Raw genomic sequence first — 20,961 nt, forward strand, 5'->3', positions numbered from 1 at the left:
TCGCAGTTGGCCTGCGTCACCCTCTGCCCGCAAGAAGGCAGAGGGGCCGGGTATTGCCATTACGCCTTGTCGAGGCCGTAAAGCGAGTGCAGCGTGCGCACGGCCAGTTCCGTATAAGCCTCGTCGATCAGGACGGAAAATTTGATTTCCGAAGTGGTGATCGCGCGGATGTTGATGCCCTTTTCCGCAAGCGCCCGGAAGGCCTTGGCGGCAACGCCCGCATGCGAGCGCATACCGACGCCGATGGCCGAAACCTTGACCACGTCGGTCGCGCCCTGCAGGCTTGCATACTGGATCTTGTCCTTGGCAGCCTCAAGCAGCGCGCGCGCCTTGACATAATCGGCGGCAGGCACGGTAAAGGTGATGTCGGTGGTGGTGGTATCGTCCGAAACCACCTGGATGATCATGTCCACGTTGATATTGGCCTCGGCCAGCGGCACGAAAATGGCTGCCGCAACGCCCGGCTTGTCCGCCACCTTGCGCAGGGTGATCTGCGCTTCATCCCGCGAGAAGGCAATGCCGGTAATGATCTGGTTTTCCACAATGTCCTCCTCATCACAAATCAAAGTGCCCGTGCCGGGGCTGGCGGGATCGTCAAACGAAGAGCGCACATAAGTCGGCACTCTGTGCACCATGGCCACTTCCACCGAGCGCACCTGCAGAACCTTGGCCCCGAGCGAGGCCATTTCCAGCATTTCCTCGAACGCGACCTTATCAAGACGCCGCGCCTTCGGCACCACGCGCGGATCGGTGGTGTAAACACCATCGACATCGGTATAGATGTCGCAACGTTCGGCGTGGATGGCCGCCGCGACAGCCACGGCGCTGGTGTCCGAGCCGCCGCGGCCCAGGGTGGTGACACGACCGGTGGTCTTGTGCACGCCCTGAAACCCGGCAATGACCGCCACTTCCCGGCGTGCCTCGAAACCCTCGATCAGGGCCGAGCCGTCAATATCCTCGATACGGGCCGAACCGTGCGCGTCCGAGGTCGTGATCGGAATCTGCCAGCCCTGCCAGGAGCGCGCGGCGATGCCCATATCCTGCAGCACGATTGCCAGCAGGCCCGCCGTCACCAGTTCGCCGCTGGCGACAATGGCGTCATATTCGCGCGGATCGTGAATGGCGGCGGCATCCTTGCACAAGGCGACCAGCTTGTTGGTCTCGCCGGACATGGCGGAAACAACCACGGCAGCATCGTAACCCGCATCGATTTCGCGCTTGACATGACGCGCGACATTGCGGATGCGCTCTATATTCGCGACGGATGTTCCGCCAAACTTCATCACCAAACGGGCCATTGCGCAACAAACCTTAACCTCCGCACGCGACGAAGCGCCACGCGCGGAAACCAAAAAACGGCGCTATACATGGCGGGACGCAGCGCGGCTGTCAACGCATCTTCAACGCGAATCCATTGAAAGTCCGAGCATGACATCTGATCAGTCCATCCCCCGGGGCCCCTCGATCGACGCGGCGGATGTCGCCAAATTCGACCGGCTGGGCGAGGATTGGTGGAACACATCCGGTTCGATGAAAGCGCTGCACAAGTTCAATCCGGTGCGCATCGCCTATATCCGCGATCTGGCCTGCGCCCATTTTGCCCGCGATCCGCGCGCCGCTCTGCCGCTGGCAGGGCTGCGCCTGCTCGATATCGGCTGCGGCGGCGGCATTCTCTCCGAGCCGTTGGCGCGCCTTGGCGCGGAAGTGACCGGCATCGACCCCGCGCCGGGCAATATCGAGATCGCAACCCGCCACGCCGCCAAAAGCGCCCTGCCGGTCAGCTACAAGGCCATCACCGCCGAGGAACTGAGCGCTTCCGGCGCGAAATTCGATGTCGTGCTGGCGATGGAAGTCGTGGAGCACGTGCGCCGCCCGCAGGACTTTATCCGCACCGCCTGCAATCTCGTCCGGGAAGACGGCCTGTTCTTCGCCGCGACACTCAACCGCACGTTCAAGAGCTTCGCCCTTGCCATTGTCGGCGCCGAATATGTGCTGGGCTGGGTGCCGAAAGGCACGCATCAATGGGAAAAATTCATCGCCCCGGAGGAATTATCCGGCTTTATCGCCGCCAGCGGCCTCAATGTCTTCGACAAACGCGGGGTGAGCTACAATCCGCTGAAGGACGAATGGGCCGCAAGCCGCGACCTGAGCGTGAACTATATGGTGGCGGCCGGCACCGCCACGTTTCAGCAGGCCTAATTCATCTCGTCCGGCACATCCGGCAGCGGCAGGACGGGAATGCCCTCTTCAAGCAGCTCTGTAACATCCTGCGCGCTGGCCTTGCCGTAAATCGGCTTTTCTTCGGCCTCGCCGAAATGCTGCTTGCGGGCTTCCTCGGGGAAATTCTCGCCGACATTGGTGGCATTCTGCAGCACATGCTCGCGCAGGGCGCGCAATTTCTGCCGCACCTGCTGCTGCTCCTCCATGAGCGCAAGCTGCTGGCTCGCGCCCTCCCCGTGGCTCTTGTCAATGCGTGTGCGCACCGCGACAAAGGGCGCCATAACGGCCTTGCTCACCCTGACGGAGGCGCATTGCGGACAGGCCACGAGCCCCTGAGCGTTCAGCCGCTCGAAAGATTCGTTATCCTGAAACCAGCTCTCGAATTCATGGGACTGGTCGCAGACCAGAGCGAATTTGATCATGCCATTTCCAGAAGCGGGTCCAGCTTGCCCTCAGCGTCAAGCGCATAAAGATCATCGCAGCCGCCGACATGCTGGCCGCCGATGAATATCTGCGGCACGGTGGACCGGCCATGCGCCTTGACCGCCATTGCGGCCTGAAGCTCGCGTTTGCCGTCGACCGCTATTTCGGTGAACGGCACGCGCTTCTGGTTGAGAAGATCCTTGGCGGCATGGCAATAGGGGCAGGAGCCTTTGGTATAAATAATGACTTCGGGCATAAAACTCTCCTTTGCCCATAATATATGGCTGTCATGGCCCTGTCACAACCCTCGCAAACACCAAAACGTCGACTTGCCGGGCGCCGGCGCGCAGCAGGGCGCGCGAGGCGGCATTGAGCGTGGCGCCCGAGGTGAGCACGTCATCGACAAGCACGACTGCGCGGTTGTGAACCAGATGCGCTTCGCACTCATCGACCCGGAACGCGCCTTGCACGTTTGCAGCGCGCTGAACCTTGCTCAGGCCCACCTGCGGCTGTGTCGCCTTCACGCGGCGCAGGGCCTGCGCCGCCACTGGCTTTTGCGCGGCGGCGCCGATCTCGCGGGCCAGTTCCATCGCCTGATTGAAGCGGCGCGCGACCAGCTTGCTCCGGTGCAGCGGCACCGGAACGAGAACATCGGCCCCCGCCAGCAGTTCGCCGCCGGCACGCGCCATCCAGCGCCCCATCGGCCGGGCAAGCTCCATCCTGTCGCCATATTTGAGACGATGGACAAGGTCGCGCGCCGGACCATCGTCGAAACAGGCCACAGCCCGCGCCCGCCCGAAAACGGGCGGATCGGCCATGGCCAGCGGCGACAGGATGGATTGGCCGAAATCCTGCGCGAAAGGCAGGCCAAGCCGCTCGCAATAGGGCCGCTCGATAAAGCGTATCCGGCTCCAGCAGGCGGCACATAAATGCCCGGCCTCGGCAGTCGCCGCGCGGCAGACCATGCAGCCCGGCGGATAGATGAAATCGAGCATCATCGCGCCGGCATGACGCAGCCCGCGCCCGGCCGCTGCAAGCAGCGCGCCCAATGGCGCTCCTGACCGGAATAACCCCGCCTGTTCGACCATGTGAACGCCCGTGTCGTGCCCCTGCGGCCAAAAGGCCTTTGACCTTAGCTTGTCCGCGCGCCATATAGACGGCGTGACCCAGACCATTTTCGATATTCCGCTGCTGCGCGCAAGGCTTCTGCGTGCCCGTACCCTCGGTGCCGCCGATTTTCTGCTGGCGCATGTGGCGCAGGATCTGACCGAACGCCTGGCCACCGTCTCGCGCCGGTTTGAGACGGTGCTGGATGTGATGACGCCCGCGCCGCTACTGGTGCAGGCAATTGCCGCGCCCTCATGTCATCGCCTTGTGCTCGATACGGCGCTGGCCGGCGCCGGAAACTGGACCTGCGGCGTCATTGATAACGAAATCCTGCCGCAGCATGAGCAGCCCTTCGATCTTGCCGTGTCTGCCCTCGGCCTGCAGTTCGTCAATGACCTGCCGGGAATGCTGGTGCAGATCCGGCGGCAACTCAGGCCCGACGGCCTGTTTCTTGCCGCGATGATCGGCGGCCAGAGCCTTGGCGAACTGCGCCATTGTCTGACGCAGGCGGAAAGCGATATTGCCGGCGGCGCCAGCCCGCGCGTTGCGCCTTTCGCCGATCTGCGCGACATGGGCGCCCTGCTGCAGCGTGCCGGTTTTGCGCTGCCCGTCACCGATATCGACAGCCTGACGGTGCGCTATGGCGACATGTTCGCCCTGATGCGCGATCTGCGCGCCATGGGCGCAACCAACATCCTCGCCAGCCGCAGCCGGCGCTTTCTGCGCCGCGATATCATTTTGCGCGCGGCCGAATTATATGCCGCCAATTTCGCGGATGCGGATGGACGGATCCGCGCCACTTTCGAGATAATCTGGCTCTCGGGCTGGGCGCCCGACCCAAGCCAGCAAAAGCCGCTCAGGCCCGGCTCCGCCCGCATGCGCCTTGCCGATGCGCTCAACGTCAGGGAACAAAAAAGCTAAACCATTTGGCGAAACGGCTTTTTTGCACTATATCCCCGCCCATGACTGACAATATGACTTCGCCCTCAGCCGCCCGCTCTCTGGTCGGGCTCACGCGCGTGCAGCTCGCCGCAGCGCTGCGCGAGATCGGCGTGCCTGACCGCGAGATCAGGATGCGCGTCGCCCAGCTCTGGCACTGGATCTATTTTCACGGCGTGCAATCTTTTGACGCCATGCTCAACATTGCCAAGCCGCTCCGCGCCAGACTGGCCGCGCATTTTACGCTCGCCCGGCCGGAGGTCGTCACCGAGCAGGTCTCGCAGGACGGCACCCGCAAATGGCTGATGAAAATGCCGCCGACCGGCCCGCATGACAAAGGCGCCGAGATCGAATGCGTCTATATTCCGGAAAGCGACCGCGGCACGCTGTGCGTATCCAGCCAGGTGGGCTGCACCCTGACATGCACCTTCTGCCACACCGGCACGCAGCGCCTCGTGCGCAACCTCACCGCGCAGGAGATTGTGCAGCAATTGGTGATGGCGCGCGACAGAATCGGCGATTTTCCCGGCCTCACGCCGCCCGACGACGGCGGATTGCTGCCCTCCGGCGAAGGCGTGCGCGCCGTTTCGAACATCGTGTTCATGGGCATGGGCGAACCGCTCTACAATTTCGACGAAGTGCGCGACGCGATTGACGTGATGAGCGACGGCGAGGGCCTCAGCCTTTCGCGCCGCCGCATCACCGTCTCGACATCGGGCGTGGTGCCGCAGATCGAGGCGCTTGGCCGCGAGATGGGCACGATGCTGGCCATTTCGCTGCATGCGACGCGCAATGAACTGCGCGACGAATTGGTGCCGCTCAACAAGAAATATCCGATCAATGACCTGCTCAGGGCCTGCCGGGACTACCCCGGCGCCTCGAATGCCCGGCGCATCACCTTTGAATACGTCATGCTCAAGGGCGTGAACGATTCGATCAAGGATGCGAAAGAACTCGTGCGGCTGCTGAAAGGCATTCCGGCCAAAATCAACCTTATTCCGTTCAACCCCTGGCCGGGGACGAAATATGAATGCTCGGACTGGGATGTGATCGAGAAATTTTCGGAAGTGGTGTTCAACGCCGGCTATGCCTCGCCGGTGCGCACGCCGCGCGGCCGCGACATTCTCGCCGCCTGCGGCCAGCTCAAATCCGAAACTGAGAAGATGCGTGCCCGCGCGCGGCTCATGCTGGAGGAAAGTCTGGCGCTGGGCGCGGATTAACCCGTTTTCCGCACAGGCCAGATCGCCCCGCTTCCGCTCATCCTGAGCTTGTCGAAGGTCGAGAAAGAACGAGAACTGTTCGCGCGGCATGCCTGCGAAGCGAAGAACTGCGGCGCGGGTCAGAAGACCAGCGGAAACAGGCCACGGACATGAAAGTCCTCTATCCGGAAGACATGGGTTTCCATGCGGTTGTCGGAAATATGCGCCCGCTTGAATTCGACAGAACCGGCGCTGACATAGAGGCTCCAGCGTCCCTCTTTGCCAGGGACGGGCTTGTTGCGCGCAAAGGCATCGGGCGAAAACAGGCCGACATTGACGCCGTCAGTGCGCCGGGCCGACATATAAGTGAATAATTCGACGCCTGCCGTGCGCATGGCGCTGCCCAGTCGCTGCGAAAAGGCATAGCTCGACGGATGGCTGATATCGGCGCGATGCGCGCTGAACGGCGCATGGGTAAGGCGCAGCGCCCGGCCGGACGCCACATCGGCGGCAAAATGCGTGTAAGGCACCTGCATCGGCTGAAATCCGGCTTGCGCGTGTTCAAGAAACAGAAATCTGTGATAGGCCACCTCAGCCATGGCTGTTTCTATCTCCTGCGCGGCATAAAACAGGCTTTGCTCGGCCCGCGTATGAAAGCGCCCGCCCGCTTTCAGCGGCGGATAGCGGAAGGGCGTGAAAAGCAGGTAATGCAGCGGTCCGCGCGCATTGCTTTGCAGGACCGGCGGCTTCGACGCATCCAGAATATCCTCGAGAATCCGCTGTTCCTCGTCGCTGTCGACTAGCTTGCGGGTCGCGATGAAATATTGGTCTTCGACCAGCCGGAAAATTTCATTTTCATAGGTCTGAAAATAGTCAGGCAGATGCAGCGAGAGGAGATCGCCGGTCATTTGCCACGCATATGATCGATATATTGCACGACGCCGGCAAGACCCTCGACAGTGCGCATCAGATCGATCGGCGCGCCGCCAAGAGCCTTGTTGTCGGCCCGCAGCCAGATCTTCTCGTTTTCAAGATGGCCGCCCATATAGGCGTCAAGACCGCGGAATATCCGCAGGAAAATGGCCGCGAGCTGCCAGGGCTTGCCATGCCGCTCAAGCAAATATTGACCATTCTTCAGCCGCGAAACGCTCGCCTCGCTCAGGCCGATCATGTCGCCAAGCTGGCTGTTGGTCAGGCCCCAGTAATCGGCAGCGTTGCGCAGCGCCTTGGCAAAGACAATCTCTTCCTGAGAATCAAGCTTGGGGTGCACACGCGGCATAGCACTCTTCTTTCTTTCTATAGAAAGAATAGCATAGCTTTCATTCCTCAGCAATTCATATGCGCATATTGAAGCTGCTTTTGCGCGCAGCACTCATTCTAGCGCCCCTGCGCTGTAAACAGCCGCAGCGCGAACAGGCCCATCAGCCCGGCAAAGCCAAAATCAAAGCCGCGCAATGCCTTCGGATTTGTCTTGACGGCATGAATGAACTTTCCGGCCAGCAGCAGCACGGCAATATTGAGCAAAGTGCCCAGCACAAGAAAATAGAGCCCGAGAAATAGAAATTTGCCGCTGGCATGGGCATCTCCCGCCTCAACGAACTGCGGCAGGAAGGTCAGGAAGAAGATCACGATTTTCGGATTGGTGAGATTGATGCCGATGCCGGTGGCAAAAGTCGCAAGATAATTCACCTTTCCATCGGATTTGGCGAGCGACAGGGCCGAACCATGGCGGATGGCCTGATAGGCCAGCCACAGGAGATAGAATCCGCCGATGATCTTGAGAACGGTGAAGGCGGTGACCGAGGCTGCCAGCAGTGCCGAAAGGCCAAAAGCCGCCAGCGTGGCATGAACCACAAGACCGGCGGAAGCACCGAGCAGGGCGGCAAGACCAAGCTTACGCCCGCCTGAGAGCGTGCGGCTCAGAAACAGGGTCATGTCGGGGCCGGGCGTCAGGGCCAGTATGACGCAGGCAGCCGTAAAGCCGGCGAGAACGGAGGGCGAAGGCAGGAAATTCATGTCTCTATCATGGTACGGAAACAGCGTCCGTGTCAAAGCAGCGGATAGGCCGCCTCGATCTGATATGGCCCGCCGCCCACCGAGTCGCGCGAGGAATAAAGCACGAAGCGCTGCGCCTCGAACTTGCGCGACAGAAAGCCCCGCGCGCTCAGATAATCGGCCACAGCAAACGGCGAAGCCTGACGCAGCCGGGCGAGCGTCACATGCGGCGTGAATTTGCGCGGCTCCGGCTCAAGGCCTATGCGCCGCAGCAGCCGTTCCTGCTCGGCCTGCAGTTCGACGAGCGGCTGCGCGGCCTGCGCCCTGGCGACAATGGCGCGCGGCTTGTCCCCTCCGAAAAAGTCGAGACCCGCCAGCGTAACCGTGAAGGACGAGCGGCGGATTTTCTCCAGAGTGAAGAAAATGTCGCGCGCTGTGGCGTGATCAATGTCGCCGATGAAGCGCAGCGTGATGTGATAGTTTTCCGGATCGATCCATCGTCCTCCGGCAATCCCTCCCCGGAACAGGGACAATTCCTGCGCGAGCGGACCCGGAATTTCTAGGCCAGTGAACAAGCGGGGCATTGCAGCCTCCCGTCTATGAGCCGAATCACCAACAGGCTAACAATTTAGCCCGCCAGTGACCAGTCTCCAGCCAAGCAATTCACAGGCCAGACATTGTCCGGCCTGAAAAATTCGGCCTGTCAGGGGCAGGGATTGCAGTGAAGCTGGTGGATCGCATTGATGCGCGCCTCCAGTTCCGGCGAAATATGCACATGCACCGAGGCTATATCGTTCCTGAGTTGCTCCATGGTGGTCGCGCCGATGATGTTGGACGTGACAAACACGCGGCTTGTGACGAATGCCAGCGCCATTTGCGCAGCATCCATGCCGAATTCGCGCGCCAGCGCGACATATTTCTCGATCGCCTCTTCCGCGCCGGGCTTTTCATAGCGCTGGCCGCGATTGAACAAGGTGCTGCGCGCGCCGGCCGGACGGGCGCCTCGCAGATATTTGCCGGTGAGATAGCCCTGCGCCAGCGGCGAATAGGCCAGCAGGCCCACATTTTCGCGCATGGCGACTTCGGCGAGCCCGATCTCAAATGTGCGGTTGAGAAGATTGTAGGCATTCTGAATGGAAACAACCCGTGCGCCGCCGCTCCGCTCCGCAGCCGAGACAAATTTCATCGTGCCCCATGCGGTTTCATTCGACAGGCCGAAATACCGGATTTTCCCGGCCTTGACGAAGGATGTCAGCACATCGACAATTTCCTCGACCGGGTTTTCGGCGCCGCTGTGCGGGCGGAAAACATTGTCGTCGGCGCCGAAAATCGCCACGGGGCGATCGGGCCAGTGCAGCTGATAAAGATCGATATGGTCGGTGCCAAGACGCTTGAGCGAGCCTTCAAGCGCCTCGGTCATATCCCTGCGGTTAAGCTCGGCCGGGCGGCCGTTGCGGAACCATGACATGGCTGTGCGGCCGACCACCTTGCTCGCCAGAATGACCTTGTCGCGGTTTTTGCGGGCCTTGAACCAGGAGCCGATGATTTTCTCCGTCGAGCCTTGTGTTTCCGGTCTGGGCGGAATGGCATAAAGCTCTGCTGTATCGAAGAAATTGATGCCCTGATCGAGGGCATAATCCATTTGCTCATGACCTTCGGCTTCGGTGTTCTGCTGACCAAATGTCATCGTGCCGAGGCAAATTTCCGAAACCATCAAACCGGTCCGGCCAAGTTGTCGCAATTGCATAAAATGCTCCAGATAAGCGTTGGGGAGAATGTTGCCCGACAAGGGCGGAAGATGCCCCTGAATAGAACAATTTCAAGTATGCGCCAAGAGTGCGCGCACAATGGGCAGGATACGGGCAACGATGATATCCACGCCCGCGCGGTTGGGATGCATGCCATCCGCCAGCGTATAGGCCGGGTCACGCGCCATGCCGTCAAGAAAGAACGGGTATAGAGGCACCTTGAAGGCTTGCGCCAGCTCGGGATAAAGCGCCTCGAAGCGGCGCCCGTATGCCTCGCCAAGATTGGGCGCGGCCTTCATGCCGCACAACAGGACCGGAATCTTGCGGGCCTGAAGGCGTGAGAGGATCTGCGCCAGCGCATCATGCGTCACTCCCGGATCGAGCCCGCGCAGCATGTCGTTGGCGCCCAGCTCCAGAATGACGAGATCCGTCCCCTCCGGCACGGACCAATCCACCCGCGCCGCGCCATCGCTGGCCGTATCGCCGGATACGCCGGCATTGATGACGGCGACATCATCCCCCGCCGCGCGCAGGGCCGCCTGCAACCGGGCCGCGAAGCCATCCTGCTCCGGCAGAAGATAACCGGCGGTGAGCGAATCTCCGAAGGCGACGATCTGCAGCTGCCGCGCCTGCGCAACAGCGGGCAGCAGCAAAAAAACCAGAGAGGCCCATTGGAGAAACCGGCGAACCGGCCCATATGATCTGAACATCTTATCCCGCAAAGGTTTGCCTTGACTGCGTCCCATATGGTGATCTCCCTGTCACAAGTCCAGCTGACCCTTGGCGAGGGCGCCTCGCGCGTCGAAATTCTCAGGAACATTTCGCTGCAGATCGCCCGGGGCGAGGCCGTGGCGCTGCTCGGACCCTCCGGCTCCGGCAAATCGACGCTGCTCATGACCATGGCAGGGCTGGAGCGTCCCGATTCCGGACGGATAGAGGTCAATGGCACAGACATCACGCGGCTCGACGAAGACGCGCTTGCCCGGTTCCGCGGCGCACATATCGGCATAGTCTTCCAGTCGTTTCATCTCATCCCCACCATGACGGCGCTGGAAAATGTGGCCGTGCCTCTGGAACTGGCAGGGCGCGCCGATGCTTTTGCCCGCGCCCGGCAGGAGCTGGAGCGTGTCGGCCTCGGCGAGCGGCTTAATCATTATCCGGCGCAATTGTCGGGCGGAGAGCAGCAGCGCGTGGCAATAGCCAGGGCGCTGGCGCCGGACCCGGCCATATTGGTGGCGGACGAACCAACCGGCAATCTGGACGATGCCAATGGCAGGGCCATCATGGAATTGATCTTTGCCTTGCGGGCGGAGCGCGGCGCCACATTGGTTCTGGTCACGCACGACATGGCGCTGGCCCAGCTCTGCGGCAGGCAGATCCGCCTGCGCTCAGGACAGATCGAGGCCGGCCCTTGAGCGCTCTGGTCACCGATCTGCGGCTGGCGCGGCGCGACATGCGCGGCACCTTGCGACATTTCACCATTTTTCTCGCCTGTATCGCCCTCGGGGTCTTTGCGATTTCAGGCGTCAACAGCCTTGCCGCCAGCCTGATGCAGGGATTGAGCGCGCAATCGCGTATTATTCTTGGCGGCGACGTCAGCTTCTCCAGCATCCACGAGCCCGCCACCGCGCAGCAACTGGCCTATTTCGGCACATTGGGCCGCGTCAGCCGCATCGTCAGCCTGCGCGCCATGGGCCGCAACGACAAAGGCGACGCAACACTGGTGGAAATCAAAGCCGTAGGTGAGGATTACCCCGCGCTCGGCACGCTGCAAAGCGATCCGCCCGAAGCAGCGGCAAAAGCGCTCGACGCGGCAGACGGCACATTCGGCGTGCTCGTGGAACCGATTCTCCTGCCCCGGCTCAATGTCAAAATCGGCGATCCGATTCACATCGGCACTCTGACCGCCGTCATTCGCGGCACGATCACGCAGGAGCCGGATCAACTCTCCAACGGGTTTGGCCTTGGCCCGCGCATTCTCATGCGGGACGCGGCGCTGGACAAAACCGGCCTCATCCAGCCCGGCGCGCTGGTTCGCTGGACCTATCGCATAGCCTTCAGCCAGCCCGATGCCCGCGATCCGGAGCAGGCCATCGCAGATGCAAACAAGGCTTTTCCCGATGCAGGCTGGCAGAGCCGCAGCCGGCTCAATGTCTCGCCGGAGTTCGAGCGCAACATCACGCGCTTTACGCAGTTTCTGACGCTGGTGGGCCTGACCGCGCTTCTGGTGGGCGGTATCGGCGTGGCCAATGCGGTCAAGGCCTTCCTCGACCGCAAGCGAGAAATCATCGCCATTTACAAGGCGCTTGGCGCAACGCCGGGGCGCGTCCTGCGCATCATGCTCATGGAAATCGGGCTTGTCACCCTCATCGGCATTGTCATTGGCGTCGCTGCGGGGGCGCTGCTGCCCTTCGCTCTCGCCCCTCTGGCGCATAGCCTGCTGCCGTTTGAACTGGTGCCCGCGCTTGACGGGCAGGGCATCGCCCTCGCCATTGCCTATGGCCTGCTGACCGCGCTCGCCTTTTCGATCCTTCCGCTTGCCCGGGCCCGGGACATGAGCGTGGCGGCGCTGTTCCGCGACCAGAGCCTGCTGCAGCCGACCGGGCGCCGCACCTCCGCCTGGCTGATTGCCGCGGCCAGCGGCGGCGCGCTTTTCGCTCTTGCCGTGGCCACAACGCAAAATCACCGGCTGGCAGCCTATTATTGCCTCGGCAGCCTGCTGACGCTGGGTCTGTTTCGCATTTCTGCCGCAGCGCTCATGCGTCTGGCCCGGCACCTGCGCCTGCCCTGGCTCAATCTGCGTCTGGCCCTGAGCCATATCCAGCGCCCCGGCGGCCTGACGCCGGCAATGACGCTCTCCATCGGCCTCGGGCTCACGTTGCTGCTGACGGTGATGGAAGTCGATCTCAATATACGCGCCAGCCTTGCCGCTGGCGAAAACGGCAAGACGCCGAGCTTCTTCTTTCTGGATATCCGCGACGCTGACCGTCCGGCATTCCGCAGCTTCATCGGCGAGGAAGCGCCGCAGGGCAGGCTCGACATGGTGCCGATGATGCGCGGACGCATTGTCAAGCTCAACGGCGCGCCCGCCGATGCCGCTAAAGTCGACGACAGCGCCGCCTGGGTGCTGCAGGGAGACCGCGGCATCACCTTCTCTTCAACCCTGCCCGACGGCTCGGCGCTGAGCGCGGGCGCGTGGTGGCCGGCGGATTATTCCGGCCCGCCGCTCGTCTCGCTGGAAGGCGAGATTGCCAATGGCCTTCATGTCGCCATCGGCGACACGATCACGGTCAATGTGCTTGGACGGCCGGTCACGGCGCGCATCGCCAACCTGCGCAAGGTGGACTGGCGCAGCTTCTCGATGAATTTCGTCATGGTGTTCTCGCCCGATACTTTCGCCGGAGCACCGGCAACCTATCTGGCGACCCTGACCAACGCGAGAGATGATCCGGCAAAGGATGCAAGAATCCTCAAAGCGGCTAGCGCCCGCTTTCCCACGCTGACCAGCCTCAATGTCCGCGATGCGCTCGATCTTGCCCAGAAACTTGTCGCGCAACTGGCCAATGCCATCCGCGCGGCCTCGTCGGTGGTCTGGGTCGCGGCGGTTCTGGTTCTGGCCGGTGCGCTGAGCGCGGCCCAGAGCGCGCGCAGCTATGAAGCGGTTATCCTGAAAACACTAGGCGCCAGCCGGAGGCGCCTGCTTGCCGTTCTTGTGCTCGAATTCACGCTGATCAGCCTCGCCAGCGCCGCAATCGCGGGCTTCGCCGGAGTGCTGGGAGCTTATTTCATTATCAATAACCTGATGAAATTTCCCTTTAACATGCATGTTCCGGCGGATCTCATGATTGCGGCGCTGGCCATGCTGCTGATGATCGGACTTGGCCTTGCCGGAACCTGGCGTATTCTGGGCCTTCGCCCGGCACGATATCTGCGCAACATGTAAGCTTTGGCCGGTCCGTCTCGCCTTTTACAACGACATTGGCCTTGTGAAAGCCATAAATTACGCCCATATTACCAGCATGTCCGGTTGCCGGAGATGAATATATTCATCGGGCAGGCGGCGCATATAACGAGGGTAACATGTCTGACATGCGATTCAATTCTTCACGCGCTGGTTCAGTGGCCGGGTCGTCTGCCCGTGTCATGGATCAGGGCCTTCGCCAATACATGCTGGGGGTCTATAATTACATGACGCTCAGCCTCGCCATCACCGGTGTGACGGCGCTTGGCACCAATATGCTCACAGTCACGCAGGACGCCGCCGGGCTGCATCTGACAGCCGCAGGCTACGCGCTTTATCACAGCCCGCTGATGTGGCTCGTGATTCTGGCGCCGCTGGGCATCATTTTCGCCATGAACAGCCGGGTTTCCACCCCGACGCTGCGCACCCTCTTCTTCGTCTTCTCGGCGCTGATGGGCGTCAGCATGTCGACCTTGCTGCTGCGCTACACCGGCCAGTCGGTGACGCGCGTCTTCTTCTTGACCGCAGCTTCCTTCGGCTCGCTCAGCCTTTTCGGCTATACGACGCGCAAGGATCTGAGCGCGATGGGCGCTTTTATGGTGATGGGTCTTTTCGGGCTGATCATCGCAAGCCTCGTCAATCTCTTCCTGCAGAGCAGCCAGATGCAGTTCATGCTGTCGGTGTTGTCGATCGTCATTTTCGCCGGTCTGACCGCTTGGGACACACAGGCCATCAAGCAGATGTACTGGGAAGGCGACAGCTACGATACGATGCAGCGCAAGTCCATCCATGGTGCCGTGCAGCTTTATCTGGACTTCATCAACATGTTCCAGGCGCTGCTCTATATATTCGGCGACCGCCGCTAAAACCGGCGCGTCCTGACAGGATCATCGCCTTCTCCCCGCATCCTTTGACAAAATCAGGATCAGGGGAGAAGGCGCATTTCCTCTGTTTCTCCTGAGCTTGTCGCGGCATCTGAAACAGGCAATCACTCAAGGGGTCAGGCCAGACCCCAGGTTGAAGCGCCATTTTGCTTCAACTTCAGACGACGGATAGTCTGGGGCGCGGCTCCAGGCTCTGCAGCACGCGGTGCAGGTCGTGTCCGCGCTTGAGAATCAGTCCCGCCGAATTCACGACGCTGAAGGCCCCCTGCTTCCTTGCAAGACGGGGGTCTTTTTCTATGCGGTAAAGCGCAACCTCGGTCGCGCGGCGAAAGACGCTGAACACCGCCTTGTCCTTCAGAAAATCAATCGCATAATCGCGCCACTCGCCGGCGGCGACATTGCGTCCATAAAGGGCAAGAATCAGGGTAAGCTCGCCGCGCTCGAATGTCACCTGCGCCGGCGCGGCCCGGGACATGTGCTTCAGGCCATAATCGAGAACCTGCCCGACCTTTGGCGTTCCCTCAAGCTCGCTCATGCAACCTCCGTCATCTGCCTGTCATGATGGCGAAAACTACCTTCCGCCGCAAGAGGATGAAAATCAACAAATCTTACTTTTGCCGCGATCTTGCCTTCTCTGCGCCAAAGACAGGGTATTAATTGGCACCATGGCTTGACGGCGGACTTGACGAGCAACCTTGGAATTGCCCCCCAACCCTCCGGTTGCTCTCGTATCGCCACCAGTTCAGCCAATTCGGGCCGGCAAGATGAAAATCTTCCGGCCCTTTTTTTCTCCTTGAAAAGCAGCGGCCGCACACAAATATCTAGCGGCACCAACAAGGGGGAAAACATGAGTGAAACGTTGAACGCGCCAAAGTCGCAGGCCTTTACTGCGGATGTTGCCAAACTCCTGCACCTGATGGTGCACTCCATTTACTCCGAGCGCGACGTATTCTTGCGCGAACTCATTTCCAATGCCGCCGATGCTTGCGAAAAGCTGCGCTACGAAGCCGTGCAAAATCCGGCTTTGCTGAATGAAGGCCATGCTTTCGCCATCACCATCGCCGCCCAGCCCGATCAGAACCGGCTGATCATATCTGACAACGGCATCGGCATGAACGAGGCCGATCTCACCGAGGCACTGGGCACCATCGCCCGCTCCGGCACCAAAAGCTTCCTTGACAAGCTGGAGGAAGGCAAGGCCGCGCCAGAGCTGATCGGGCAGTTCGGCATTGGCTTTTATTCCGCCTTCATGGTGGCCGACAAGGTTGTCGTGGAGACACGGCGCGCAGGCAGCGACGCCGCCTTCCGCTGGGTATCGGACGGCAAGGGCACTTATGAGATTTCGCCGCTTGCACTGGAAGAGGCGCCCGCCTGCGGCACGCGCGTTATTCTCGACCTCAATGCGGATTCAACTCAGTTTGCGCAGGCTTTCACGCTCAGCAACATCATCGGCCAGCATTCCAACGCCATTTCGGTACCTATCGACCTGATCGAGGAATCCGGCAAGGAACCACAGCGCCTTAGTCAGGGCATGGCTTTGTGGGCAAAGCCCAAAGCCGAGATCACGGCCGCGGATTATCAGGACTTCTACCGCAATCTCTCGGGCCAGTTTGACGAACCCGCGCTCACCATCCATTGGCGGGCCGAAGGGCGCTATGAATATCATGTGCTGGCCTTCATACCCGGCAGCCGGCCCTTCGATCTGTTCGAGCCGGAGCGCAAGGGCAAGGGCAAGCTTTATGTGCGGCGCGTGCTCATCAGCGACTCGTCCGACCTTCTGCCGGGCTGGCTGCGCTTCGTGCGCATCGTCGTCGATTCCGCCGATATCCCGCTCAACGTCTCACGCGAGATGATTCAGCAAAGTCCGGTTTTCGGCGCCATCAAGAAGGCCATCGCCAACCGCATCCTGCAGGATCTGATTAAGTGCGCGGAAAATGACCCGGACACGTTCCGGAAAATCTGGGACAATTTCGGCGCCGTCATCAAGGAAGGTCTCTACGAGGAGATGGAACGGCGCGACGATCTGTTCAGACTTGCGCGCTTCGCCTCGACAAAATCGGAGGAGGCCAACCGGACGCTCGCCGATTACGTCAAGGACCTGCGTCCCAACCAGACGGCGATCTACTATCTCGTCGGGCAGGATATCAAGCGCCTCGCCGTCAGCCCGCAGCTGGAAGGCTTCAAAGCGCGCGGCATAGAGGTGCTGCTGCTGCCCGATGCGATCGACGCTTTCTGGACCATGAACGCGCTGGGTTATGACGGCAAGCCATTCAAATCTGTGGCGCAGGGTGCAGCCGATCTTGGCCTCATTCCGCTGCTCGACGGCGCAGAAGCCCCGAAAGTGGAAGAACTCGATGCCAATACAGCCAGCCTTATCGCCTACATGAAGGAAAAGCTCGGCGATTCCGTCGCCGATGTGCGTAAATCAGACCGGCTCGCCACGTCGCTGGCCTGCCTCATCGCCCCGGAGGGCGGGCAGAACCGCGCGTTGGAGCGTATTCTGAACATGCACGGCCAATTGTCCACCATGTCGAAGCCGGTGCTCGAGATTAATACAGGCCATGCGCTGGTGAAAAGTCTGGCCAATCATGTCAATGATTCGGACAAATCCCTGCTGGAAGACGGCACCTTCCTGATCTTCGATCAGGCGAAATTGCTTGAAGGAGAAGCCCCGCAGGATATTGTAGCCTTTGCGGCCCGTGTGGAACGCGTGCTCGCCCGGTCGCTCGCATAATTAGGAAAGGCCCAAACTATGAAACATCGTCTGTCCGGCGTCGTCATCGGTTTGGGCCTTTTTCTTTCCGTCGGCCAGTCCGTCCGGGCAGAACCGCTGCCCGTGCCTGAAATCGCCGCCAGCGTCTGCGCGCCCTGCCATACGACGGACGGCATTGGCAGGGACGTCGAAATTCCCAATCTCGCGGGCCAGCATGTGGCCTATCTTGCCAATCAGCTCAAGGCATTCCGCAAGGGCACGCGCAAACATGCCGAAATGAAGTTCATCGCCCGGGAACTTTCTGACTCCGAGATCCGCGAACTGGCCGAATATTACGCCTCGCTGCCGCCCATCAAATAATCAGCCTGCAGATTTAATATATCAAAATGCATCAAGCCTGCGGATACAGGCTGGTGCTGGCATTTGTCTTGCTTCATCATGGATGGAACCATCAATGAAAGCGACGCTCCATGGCCGGAATTTTCGATGAGATGCGGGGGACGGACGGAGCCACCCGGGAGGTCTACGCCCGGCTGGCGGATTGGTTCGAGGCCATGCCGCTTGATGTTCTGTCCAACCGCTTCGCCGAAGCGGAAGCCTTTTTCCGCAGAATTGGGATTACCTTTGCCGTTTACGGTGATGCACAGGGCACGGAAAGGCTGATTCCCTTCGATATCGTGCCGCGGCTTCTGTCCGGCGACGAATGGCAGCGTCTTACCCTTGGTCTGGAACAGCGCGTCAAGGCGCTCAATCGCTTCATCGGAGATATATATGGCGGGCGCGACATCATCCGCGCAGGCATCGTTCCGGAAGAACTGATCTTCCAGAACCCGGCCTTTCGCCCGGAAATGATGCAGTTCCGTCCGGCTGCGGATATTTATGTCCATATTTCAGGCATTGATATCGTGCGCGTTGCCGCAGATACGTTCTACGTGCTCGAAGATAATGCACGAACGCCGTCCGGCGTGTCCTACATGCTGGAAAACCGCGAGGCGATGCTGCGCCTGTTTCCGGAATTATTCGCACAATATCGCATCCGCCCCGTCGAGGATTATCCCGACAAACTGCTGTCCTGCATGCGTTCGGTCGCACCGAAAACCGCAACGCGCGAACCCACCGTGGTGCTGCTGACGCCCGGACAATATAATTCGGCCTATTATGAACATTCCTTCCTCGCCGATAAGATGGGCATCGAGCTTGTGGAAGGCCGCGACCTCTTCGTGCGTAATAATTGCGTGTTCATGCGCACAACCGAGGGGCCCCAGCGCGTCGACGTGATCTACCGCCGCCTCGATGACGAATTTCTTGATCCGCTCACCTTCCGGCCCGATTCCACGCTCGGTGTACCCGGACTGATGTCGGCCTACAAGGCGGGAAATGTCACGCTGGCCAATGCGGTGGGCACCGGAATCAGCGATGACAAGGCGATCTATTCCTACATGCCGGACATTATCCGCTTCTATTTCGGCGAGGAGCCCATCCTGAATAATGTACCCACATGGCGCTGCCGCGAGCCGGAAGCTCTCCGATATGTGCTCGATCACCTCAAGGAACTGGTGGTCAAGGAAGTCAACGGCTCGGGCGGCTATGGTATGCTTGTCGGGCCGCATGCCAGCAAGGCCGAGATCGAGACCTTCCGCGCCAAACTCAGAGCGCATCCGGAAGGTTTCATCGCCCAGCCAACGCTGGCGCTGTCCACCGTACCCTGTTTTGTCGACGCCGGGCTTGCCCCGCGCCATGTCGACCTGCGGCCTTTCATTCTCTCAGGCGCCGACGGCGTTGAAATCGTGCCCGGCGGCCTGACGCGCGTCGCGATGAAAAAGGGCTCGCTCGTCGTCAATTCGAGTCAGGGCGGCGGCACAAAAGACACATGGGTCACGGAATGAGCCGATTGAGCGGAGCTGAAGCATGCTGAGCCGTACTGCTGACAATTTGTTCTGGCTGGCGCGCTATGTCGAACGCGCGGAAAATCTCGCCCGCATCATCGACGTGGCAGCGCGCCTCGCAACCTTGCCTTCGGCCTTTGCCGGAACGTCGAACGAATGGGAGGGCGCCATTTCGACCGCCTGCTGCGACGCCAGTTTCTACGCGGTGCATGACAAAGCCACCCGGGAAAATGTCATAGATTTTCTGGTCAGCGGCGAAAGCAACGCGAATTCCATCCGCAATTGCATTGAAATTGCCCGCGCCAACGCCCGCGCCGTGCGCACCGCCCTCACCACGGAAATGTGGGAAATCATCAATGAATGCTGGCAGAAGATGCAAAAATTCCGGGCGCAGGATCTGAAAAACAACGAACTTGGCCGTTTCCTGCATTTCATCAAGGATATGTCGCTGCAATTCGATGGCGCGGCCTACCGCACTATGCTGCGCACAGACCATTATTATTTTCAGCGTCTGGGCATGCTGATCGAGCGCGCGGACAACACCGCCCGCCTGCTCGACGTGAAATACCATGTGCTTCTGCCCGATGCCGAGCCCGTGGGCGGCGGCCTTGATTATTTCCAATGGACCTCCCTGCTGCGTTCCGTCTCGGGCCTGACCTCGTTCCACTGGGTCTACCGCGAGACTGTCAAGCCCTGGCTTGTCGCCGATTTTCTGATTTTGCGGCCCGAGCAGCCGCGCTCGCTTGTGTCCATCTATGGCGGAATCAATCAGTTTCTTGATATGATCGCCGAAACCTATGGCCGTCAGGGCGCGAGCCAGCGCATCGCCCGCTCAACGCTGACCAGTCTGCAGAACCGGAGGATCGATGCCCTGTTTCAATCGGGCCTGCATGAGTTTCTCTCCGGCTTCATCGGCGACAACAACAGGCTTGGCGCAGCGCTGGCCGCGCAATATCTGCAGTAAACCGCCATGCGTCTGAAAATCCGGCACGAGACCTCTTATCATTACGGCACGCCCGCCCTCTCGGCGGTGCAGATTCTGCGCCTGACGCCGCGCAATCACGATGGCCAGTTTGTCAAATACTGGCGGCTTGAGGTCGATGCCGATTATCGCCTTTACCGTGATGAGGACCCCTACGGCAACGTGACCCATACATTTTCAATCGAAGGCCCGATCGAGTCGATGAAGGTCACTGTCGAGGGCGAGATTGAAACGCACAATACCCACGGCTTCATCACGGGAACTGCAGAGCGGCTTCCCCTCGGCCTCTGGCTGCGCGATTCCTGGCTTACGCATTCCGATGCCGGAATCCGCATGTTCGCCCGGCGGCTGGCCGCCAGCGAAGGCGGCGCGGCCCTGCCCTTCCTGCATAAGCTCAACGCCGCAATTCACGAGAAAGTCGCCTTTGTCCCCGGCGATACAACACCAGCGACAACCGCCGCAGAGGCCTTTGCGCAGAAAAAGGGGGTTTGCGCCGATCTCGCCCAGATTTTTGTCAGCGCCTGCCGGGCTGTCAAAATTCCAGCACGCTACATTGGCGGCTATTTCCTGCGCACCGACACGCATGAACAGGATGCCGGCCATGCCTGGGCGGAGGCCCATGTCGATGGCCTTGGCTGGATCGGCTTTGATCCGGCCCATGGTCTTTCAACCACGGATCGCTATATCCGTGTCGCCTGCGGTCTGGATTCAGCCGATGCCGCCCCGGTGCGCGGCGCGCGTATCGGCGGACAGGACGAACAACTCAATGTCAGGGTGGAAGTCAGCGCGACACGGCAAATCATCGAAGAATGATCAGTTGAAAAGGCGCCGGGCCGGTATTCAGGCATCCGGACTTGAAAACCGCAGCCGATCCGGGCAAATGTGGTCCTGTTCTGACAGAACC

General features: G+C 60.6%; 22 protein-coding genes. 11 read left to right on the plus strand and 11 right to left on the minus strand.

Going from position 1 to position 20,961, the window contains the following annotated elements; genetic code table 11:
- Window positions 1–59 precede the first annotated feature (59 nt).
- Window positions 60–1,298: an aspartate kinase gene (locus tag AC0N03_RS04225; RefSeq protein WP_474287300.1), complete on the minus strand. Its 1,239-nt coding sequence runs from the start codon at window positions 1,296–1,298 to the stop codon at window positions 60–62.
- A 130-nt stretch (window positions 1,299–1,428) separates the two neighbouring features.
- On the opposite strand from AC0N03_RS04225, the gene ubiG reads away from it, so the two are divergent.
- Entirely contained in the window at window positions 1,429–2,199 is a 771-nt protein-coding gene (ubiG, locus tag AC0N03_RS04230) for a bifunctional 2-polyprenyl-6-hydroxyphenol methylase/3-demethylubiquinol 3-O-methyltransferase UbiG (protein WP_474287301.1), read from the plus strand.
- On the opposite strand, the gene AC0N03_RS04235 is transcribed toward ubiG, so the two are convergent.
- From AC0N03_RS04235 to AC0N03_RS04245, 3 genes are read right to left on the minus strand one after another with little or no spacing between them, the layout of a single operon-like run.
- Window positions 2,196–2,642, minus strand: coding sequence for a DUF1178 family protein (locus tag AC0N03_RS04235; RefSeq protein ID WP_474287302.1), 447 nt, complete (start codon window positions 2,640–2,642; stop codon window positions 2,196–2,198). The two genes, ubiG and AC0N03_RS04235, sit on opposite strands and share 4 nt — an antisense overlap.
- Complete coding sequence (grxC, locus tag AC0N03_RS04240) at window positions 2,639–2,899, minus strand: glutaredoxin 3 (RefSeq protein ID WP_474287303.1); 261 nt, start codon at window positions 2,897–2,899, stop codon at window positions 2,639–2,641. Before grxC ends, AC0N03_RS04235 begins: the two co-directional genes overlap by 4 nt.
- A gap of 31 nt (window positions 2,900–2,930) precedes the next feature.
- Window positions 2,931–3,731: a ComF family protein gene (locus AC0N03_RS04245; protein WP_474287304.1), complete on the minus strand. Its 801-nt coding sequence runs from the start codon at window positions 3,729–3,731 to the stop codon at window positions 2,931–2,933.
- A gap of 49 nt (window positions 3,732–3,780) precedes the next feature.
- Between AC0N03_RS04245 and AC0N03_RS04250 the strand changes: the two genes are divergently transcribed.
- On the plus strand, window positions 3,781–4,671 hold the full coding sequence (locus AC0N03_RS04250) for a methyltransferase domain-containing protein (RefSeq protein ID WP_474287305.1): 891 nt from the start codon (window positions 3,781–3,783) through the stop codon (window positions 4,669–4,671).
- 53 nt (window positions 4,672–4,724) lie between these two features.
- A complete protein-coding gene (gene rlmN, locus AC0N03_RS04255; RefSeq protein ID WP_474287306.1) occupies window positions 4,725–5,909 on the plus strand; it encodes a dual-specificity RNA methyltransferase RlmN in 1,185 nt (394 codons plus the stop codon).
- A 119-nt stretch (window positions 5,910–6,028) separates the two neighbouring features.
- On the opposite strand, the gene AC0N03_RS04260 is transcribed toward rlmN, so the two are convergent.
- The 6 genes from AC0N03_RS04260 to AC0N03_RS04285 form a co-directional block, all read right to left on the minus strand.
- Entirely contained in the window at window positions 6,029–6,796 is a 768-nt protein-coding gene (locus AC0N03_RS04260; RefSeq protein WP_474287307.1) for an RES family NAD+ phosphorylase, read from the minus strand.
- Window positions 6,793–7,167 carry an antitoxin Xre/MbcA/ParS toxin-binding domain-containing protein gene (locus tag AC0N03_RS04265; RefSeq protein WP_474287308.1) on the minus strand — a complete coding sequence of 125 codons (375 nt, stop codon included), beginning with the start codon at window positions 7,165–7,167 and terminating at the stop codon, window positions 6,793–6,795. The genes AC0N03_RS04260 and AC0N03_RS04265 overlap by 4 nt, the downstream gene beginning before the upstream one ends.
- Before the next feature lie 98 nt (window positions 7,168–7,265).
- The gene (locus tag AC0N03_RS04270; protein ID WP_474287309.1) at window positions 7,266–7,904 is read right to left on the minus strand and encodes a LysE family translocator; all 639 of its coding nucleotides are present in this window, start codon (window positions 7,902–7,904) and stop codon (window positions 7,266–7,268) included.
- A 32-nt stretch (window positions 7,905–7,936) separates the two neighbouring features.
- Window positions 7,937–8,467 carry an RNA 2',3'-cyclic phosphodiesterase gene (thpR, locus tag AC0N03_RS04275; RefSeq protein ID WP_474287310.1) on the minus strand — a complete coding sequence of 177 codons (531 nt, stop codon included), beginning with the start codon at window positions 8,465–8,467 and terminating at the stop codon, window positions 7,937–7,939.
- Window positions 8,468–8,586: 119 nt separating this feature from the next.
- A complete protein-coding gene (locus tag AC0N03_RS04280) occupies window positions 8,587–9,630 on the minus strand; it encodes an aldo/keto reductase (protein ID WP_474287312.1) in 1,044 nt (347 codons plus the stop codon).
- 72 nt (window positions 9,631–9,702) lie between these two features.
- Window positions 9,703–10,377, minus strand: a complete 675-nt coding sequence (locus tag AC0N03_RS04285) for an arylesterase (RefSeq protein ID WP_474287314.1) — start codon at window positions 10,375–10,377, stop codon at window positions 9,703–9,705.
- Between AC0N03_RS04285 and AC0N03_RS04290 the strand changes: the two genes are divergently transcribed.
- From AC0N03_RS04290 to AC0N03_RS04300, 3 genes are all read left to right on the plus strand, one after another.
- Complete coding sequence (locus AC0N03_RS04290) at window positions 10,378–11,046, plus strand: ABC transporter ATP-binding protein (RefSeq protein WP_474287315.1); 669 nt, start codon at window positions 10,378–10,380, stop codon at window positions 11,044–11,046.
- Window positions 11,043–13,574: an ABC transporter permease gene (locus AC0N03_RS04295; protein WP_474287316.1), complete on the plus strand. Its 2,532-nt coding sequence runs from the start codon at window positions 11,043–11,045 to the stop codon at window positions 13,572–13,574. Before AC0N03_RS04290 ends, AC0N03_RS04295 begins: the two co-directional genes overlap by 4 nt.
- A 137-nt stretch (window positions 13,575–13,711) precedes the next feature.
- A complete protein-coding gene (locus AC0N03_RS04300; protein WP_474287317.1) occupies window positions 13,712–14,458 on the plus strand; it encodes a Bax inhibitor-1/YccA family protein in 747 nt (248 codons plus the stop codon).
- Window positions 14,459–14,633: 175 nt separating this feature from the next.
- Here AC0N03_RS04300 and AC0N03_RS04305 read toward each other — a convergent pair whose 3' ends face one another.
- Window positions 14,634–14,951 carry a DUF2794 domain-containing protein gene (locus AC0N03_RS04305; RefSeq protein WP_474287699.1) on the minus strand — a complete coding sequence of 106 codons (318 nt, stop codon included), beginning with the start codon at window positions 14,949–14,951 and terminating at the stop codon, window positions 14,634–14,636.
- Window positions 14,952–15,323: 372 nt separating this feature from the next.
- Between AC0N03_RS04305 and htpG the strand changes: the two genes are divergently transcribed.
- The 5 genes from htpG to AC0N03_RS04330 all read left to right on the plus strand — a co-directional run bounded on the left by htpG (window position 15,324) and on the right by AC0N03_RS04330 (window position 20,870).
- Window positions 15,324–17,210 carry a molecular chaperone HtpG gene (gene htpG, locus AC0N03_RS04310; protein ID WP_474287318.1) on the plus strand — a complete coding sequence of 629 codons (1,887 nt, stop codon included), beginning with the start codon at window positions 15,324–15,326 and terminating at the stop codon, window positions 17,208–17,210.
- Between the two features lie 18 nt (window positions 17,211–17,228).
- Entirely contained in the window at window positions 17,229–17,549 is a 321-nt protein-coding gene (locus AC0N03_RS04315) for a c-type cytochrome (RefSeq protein ID WP_474287319.1), read from the plus strand.
- Window positions 17,550–17,659: 110 nt separating this feature from the next.
- Window positions 17,660–19,075: a circularly permuted type 2 ATP-grasp protein gene (locus AC0N03_RS04320; RefSeq protein WP_474287320.1), complete on the plus strand. Its 1,416-nt coding sequence runs from the start codon at window positions 17,660–17,662 to the stop codon at window positions 19,073–19,075.
- A gap of 22 nt (window positions 19,076–19,097) precedes the next feature.
- Window positions 19,098–20,039: an alpha-E domain-containing protein gene (locus AC0N03_RS04325; protein ID WP_474287321.1), complete on the plus strand. Its 942-nt coding sequence runs from the start codon at window positions 19,098–19,100 to the stop codon at window positions 20,037–20,039.
- Between the two features lie 6 nt (window positions 20,040–20,045).
- Window positions 20,046–20,870 carry a transglutaminase family protein gene (locus AC0N03_RS04330; protein ID WP_474287322.1) on the plus strand — a complete coding sequence of 275 codons (825 nt, stop codon included), beginning with the start codon at window positions 20,046–20,048 and terminating at the stop codon, window positions 20,868–20,870.
- The last annotated feature ends 91 nt before the right edge of the window (window positions 20,871–20,961 follow it).

The sequence above is a fragment of the Methylocystis sp. sgz306128 genome, from assembly GCF_056032725.1.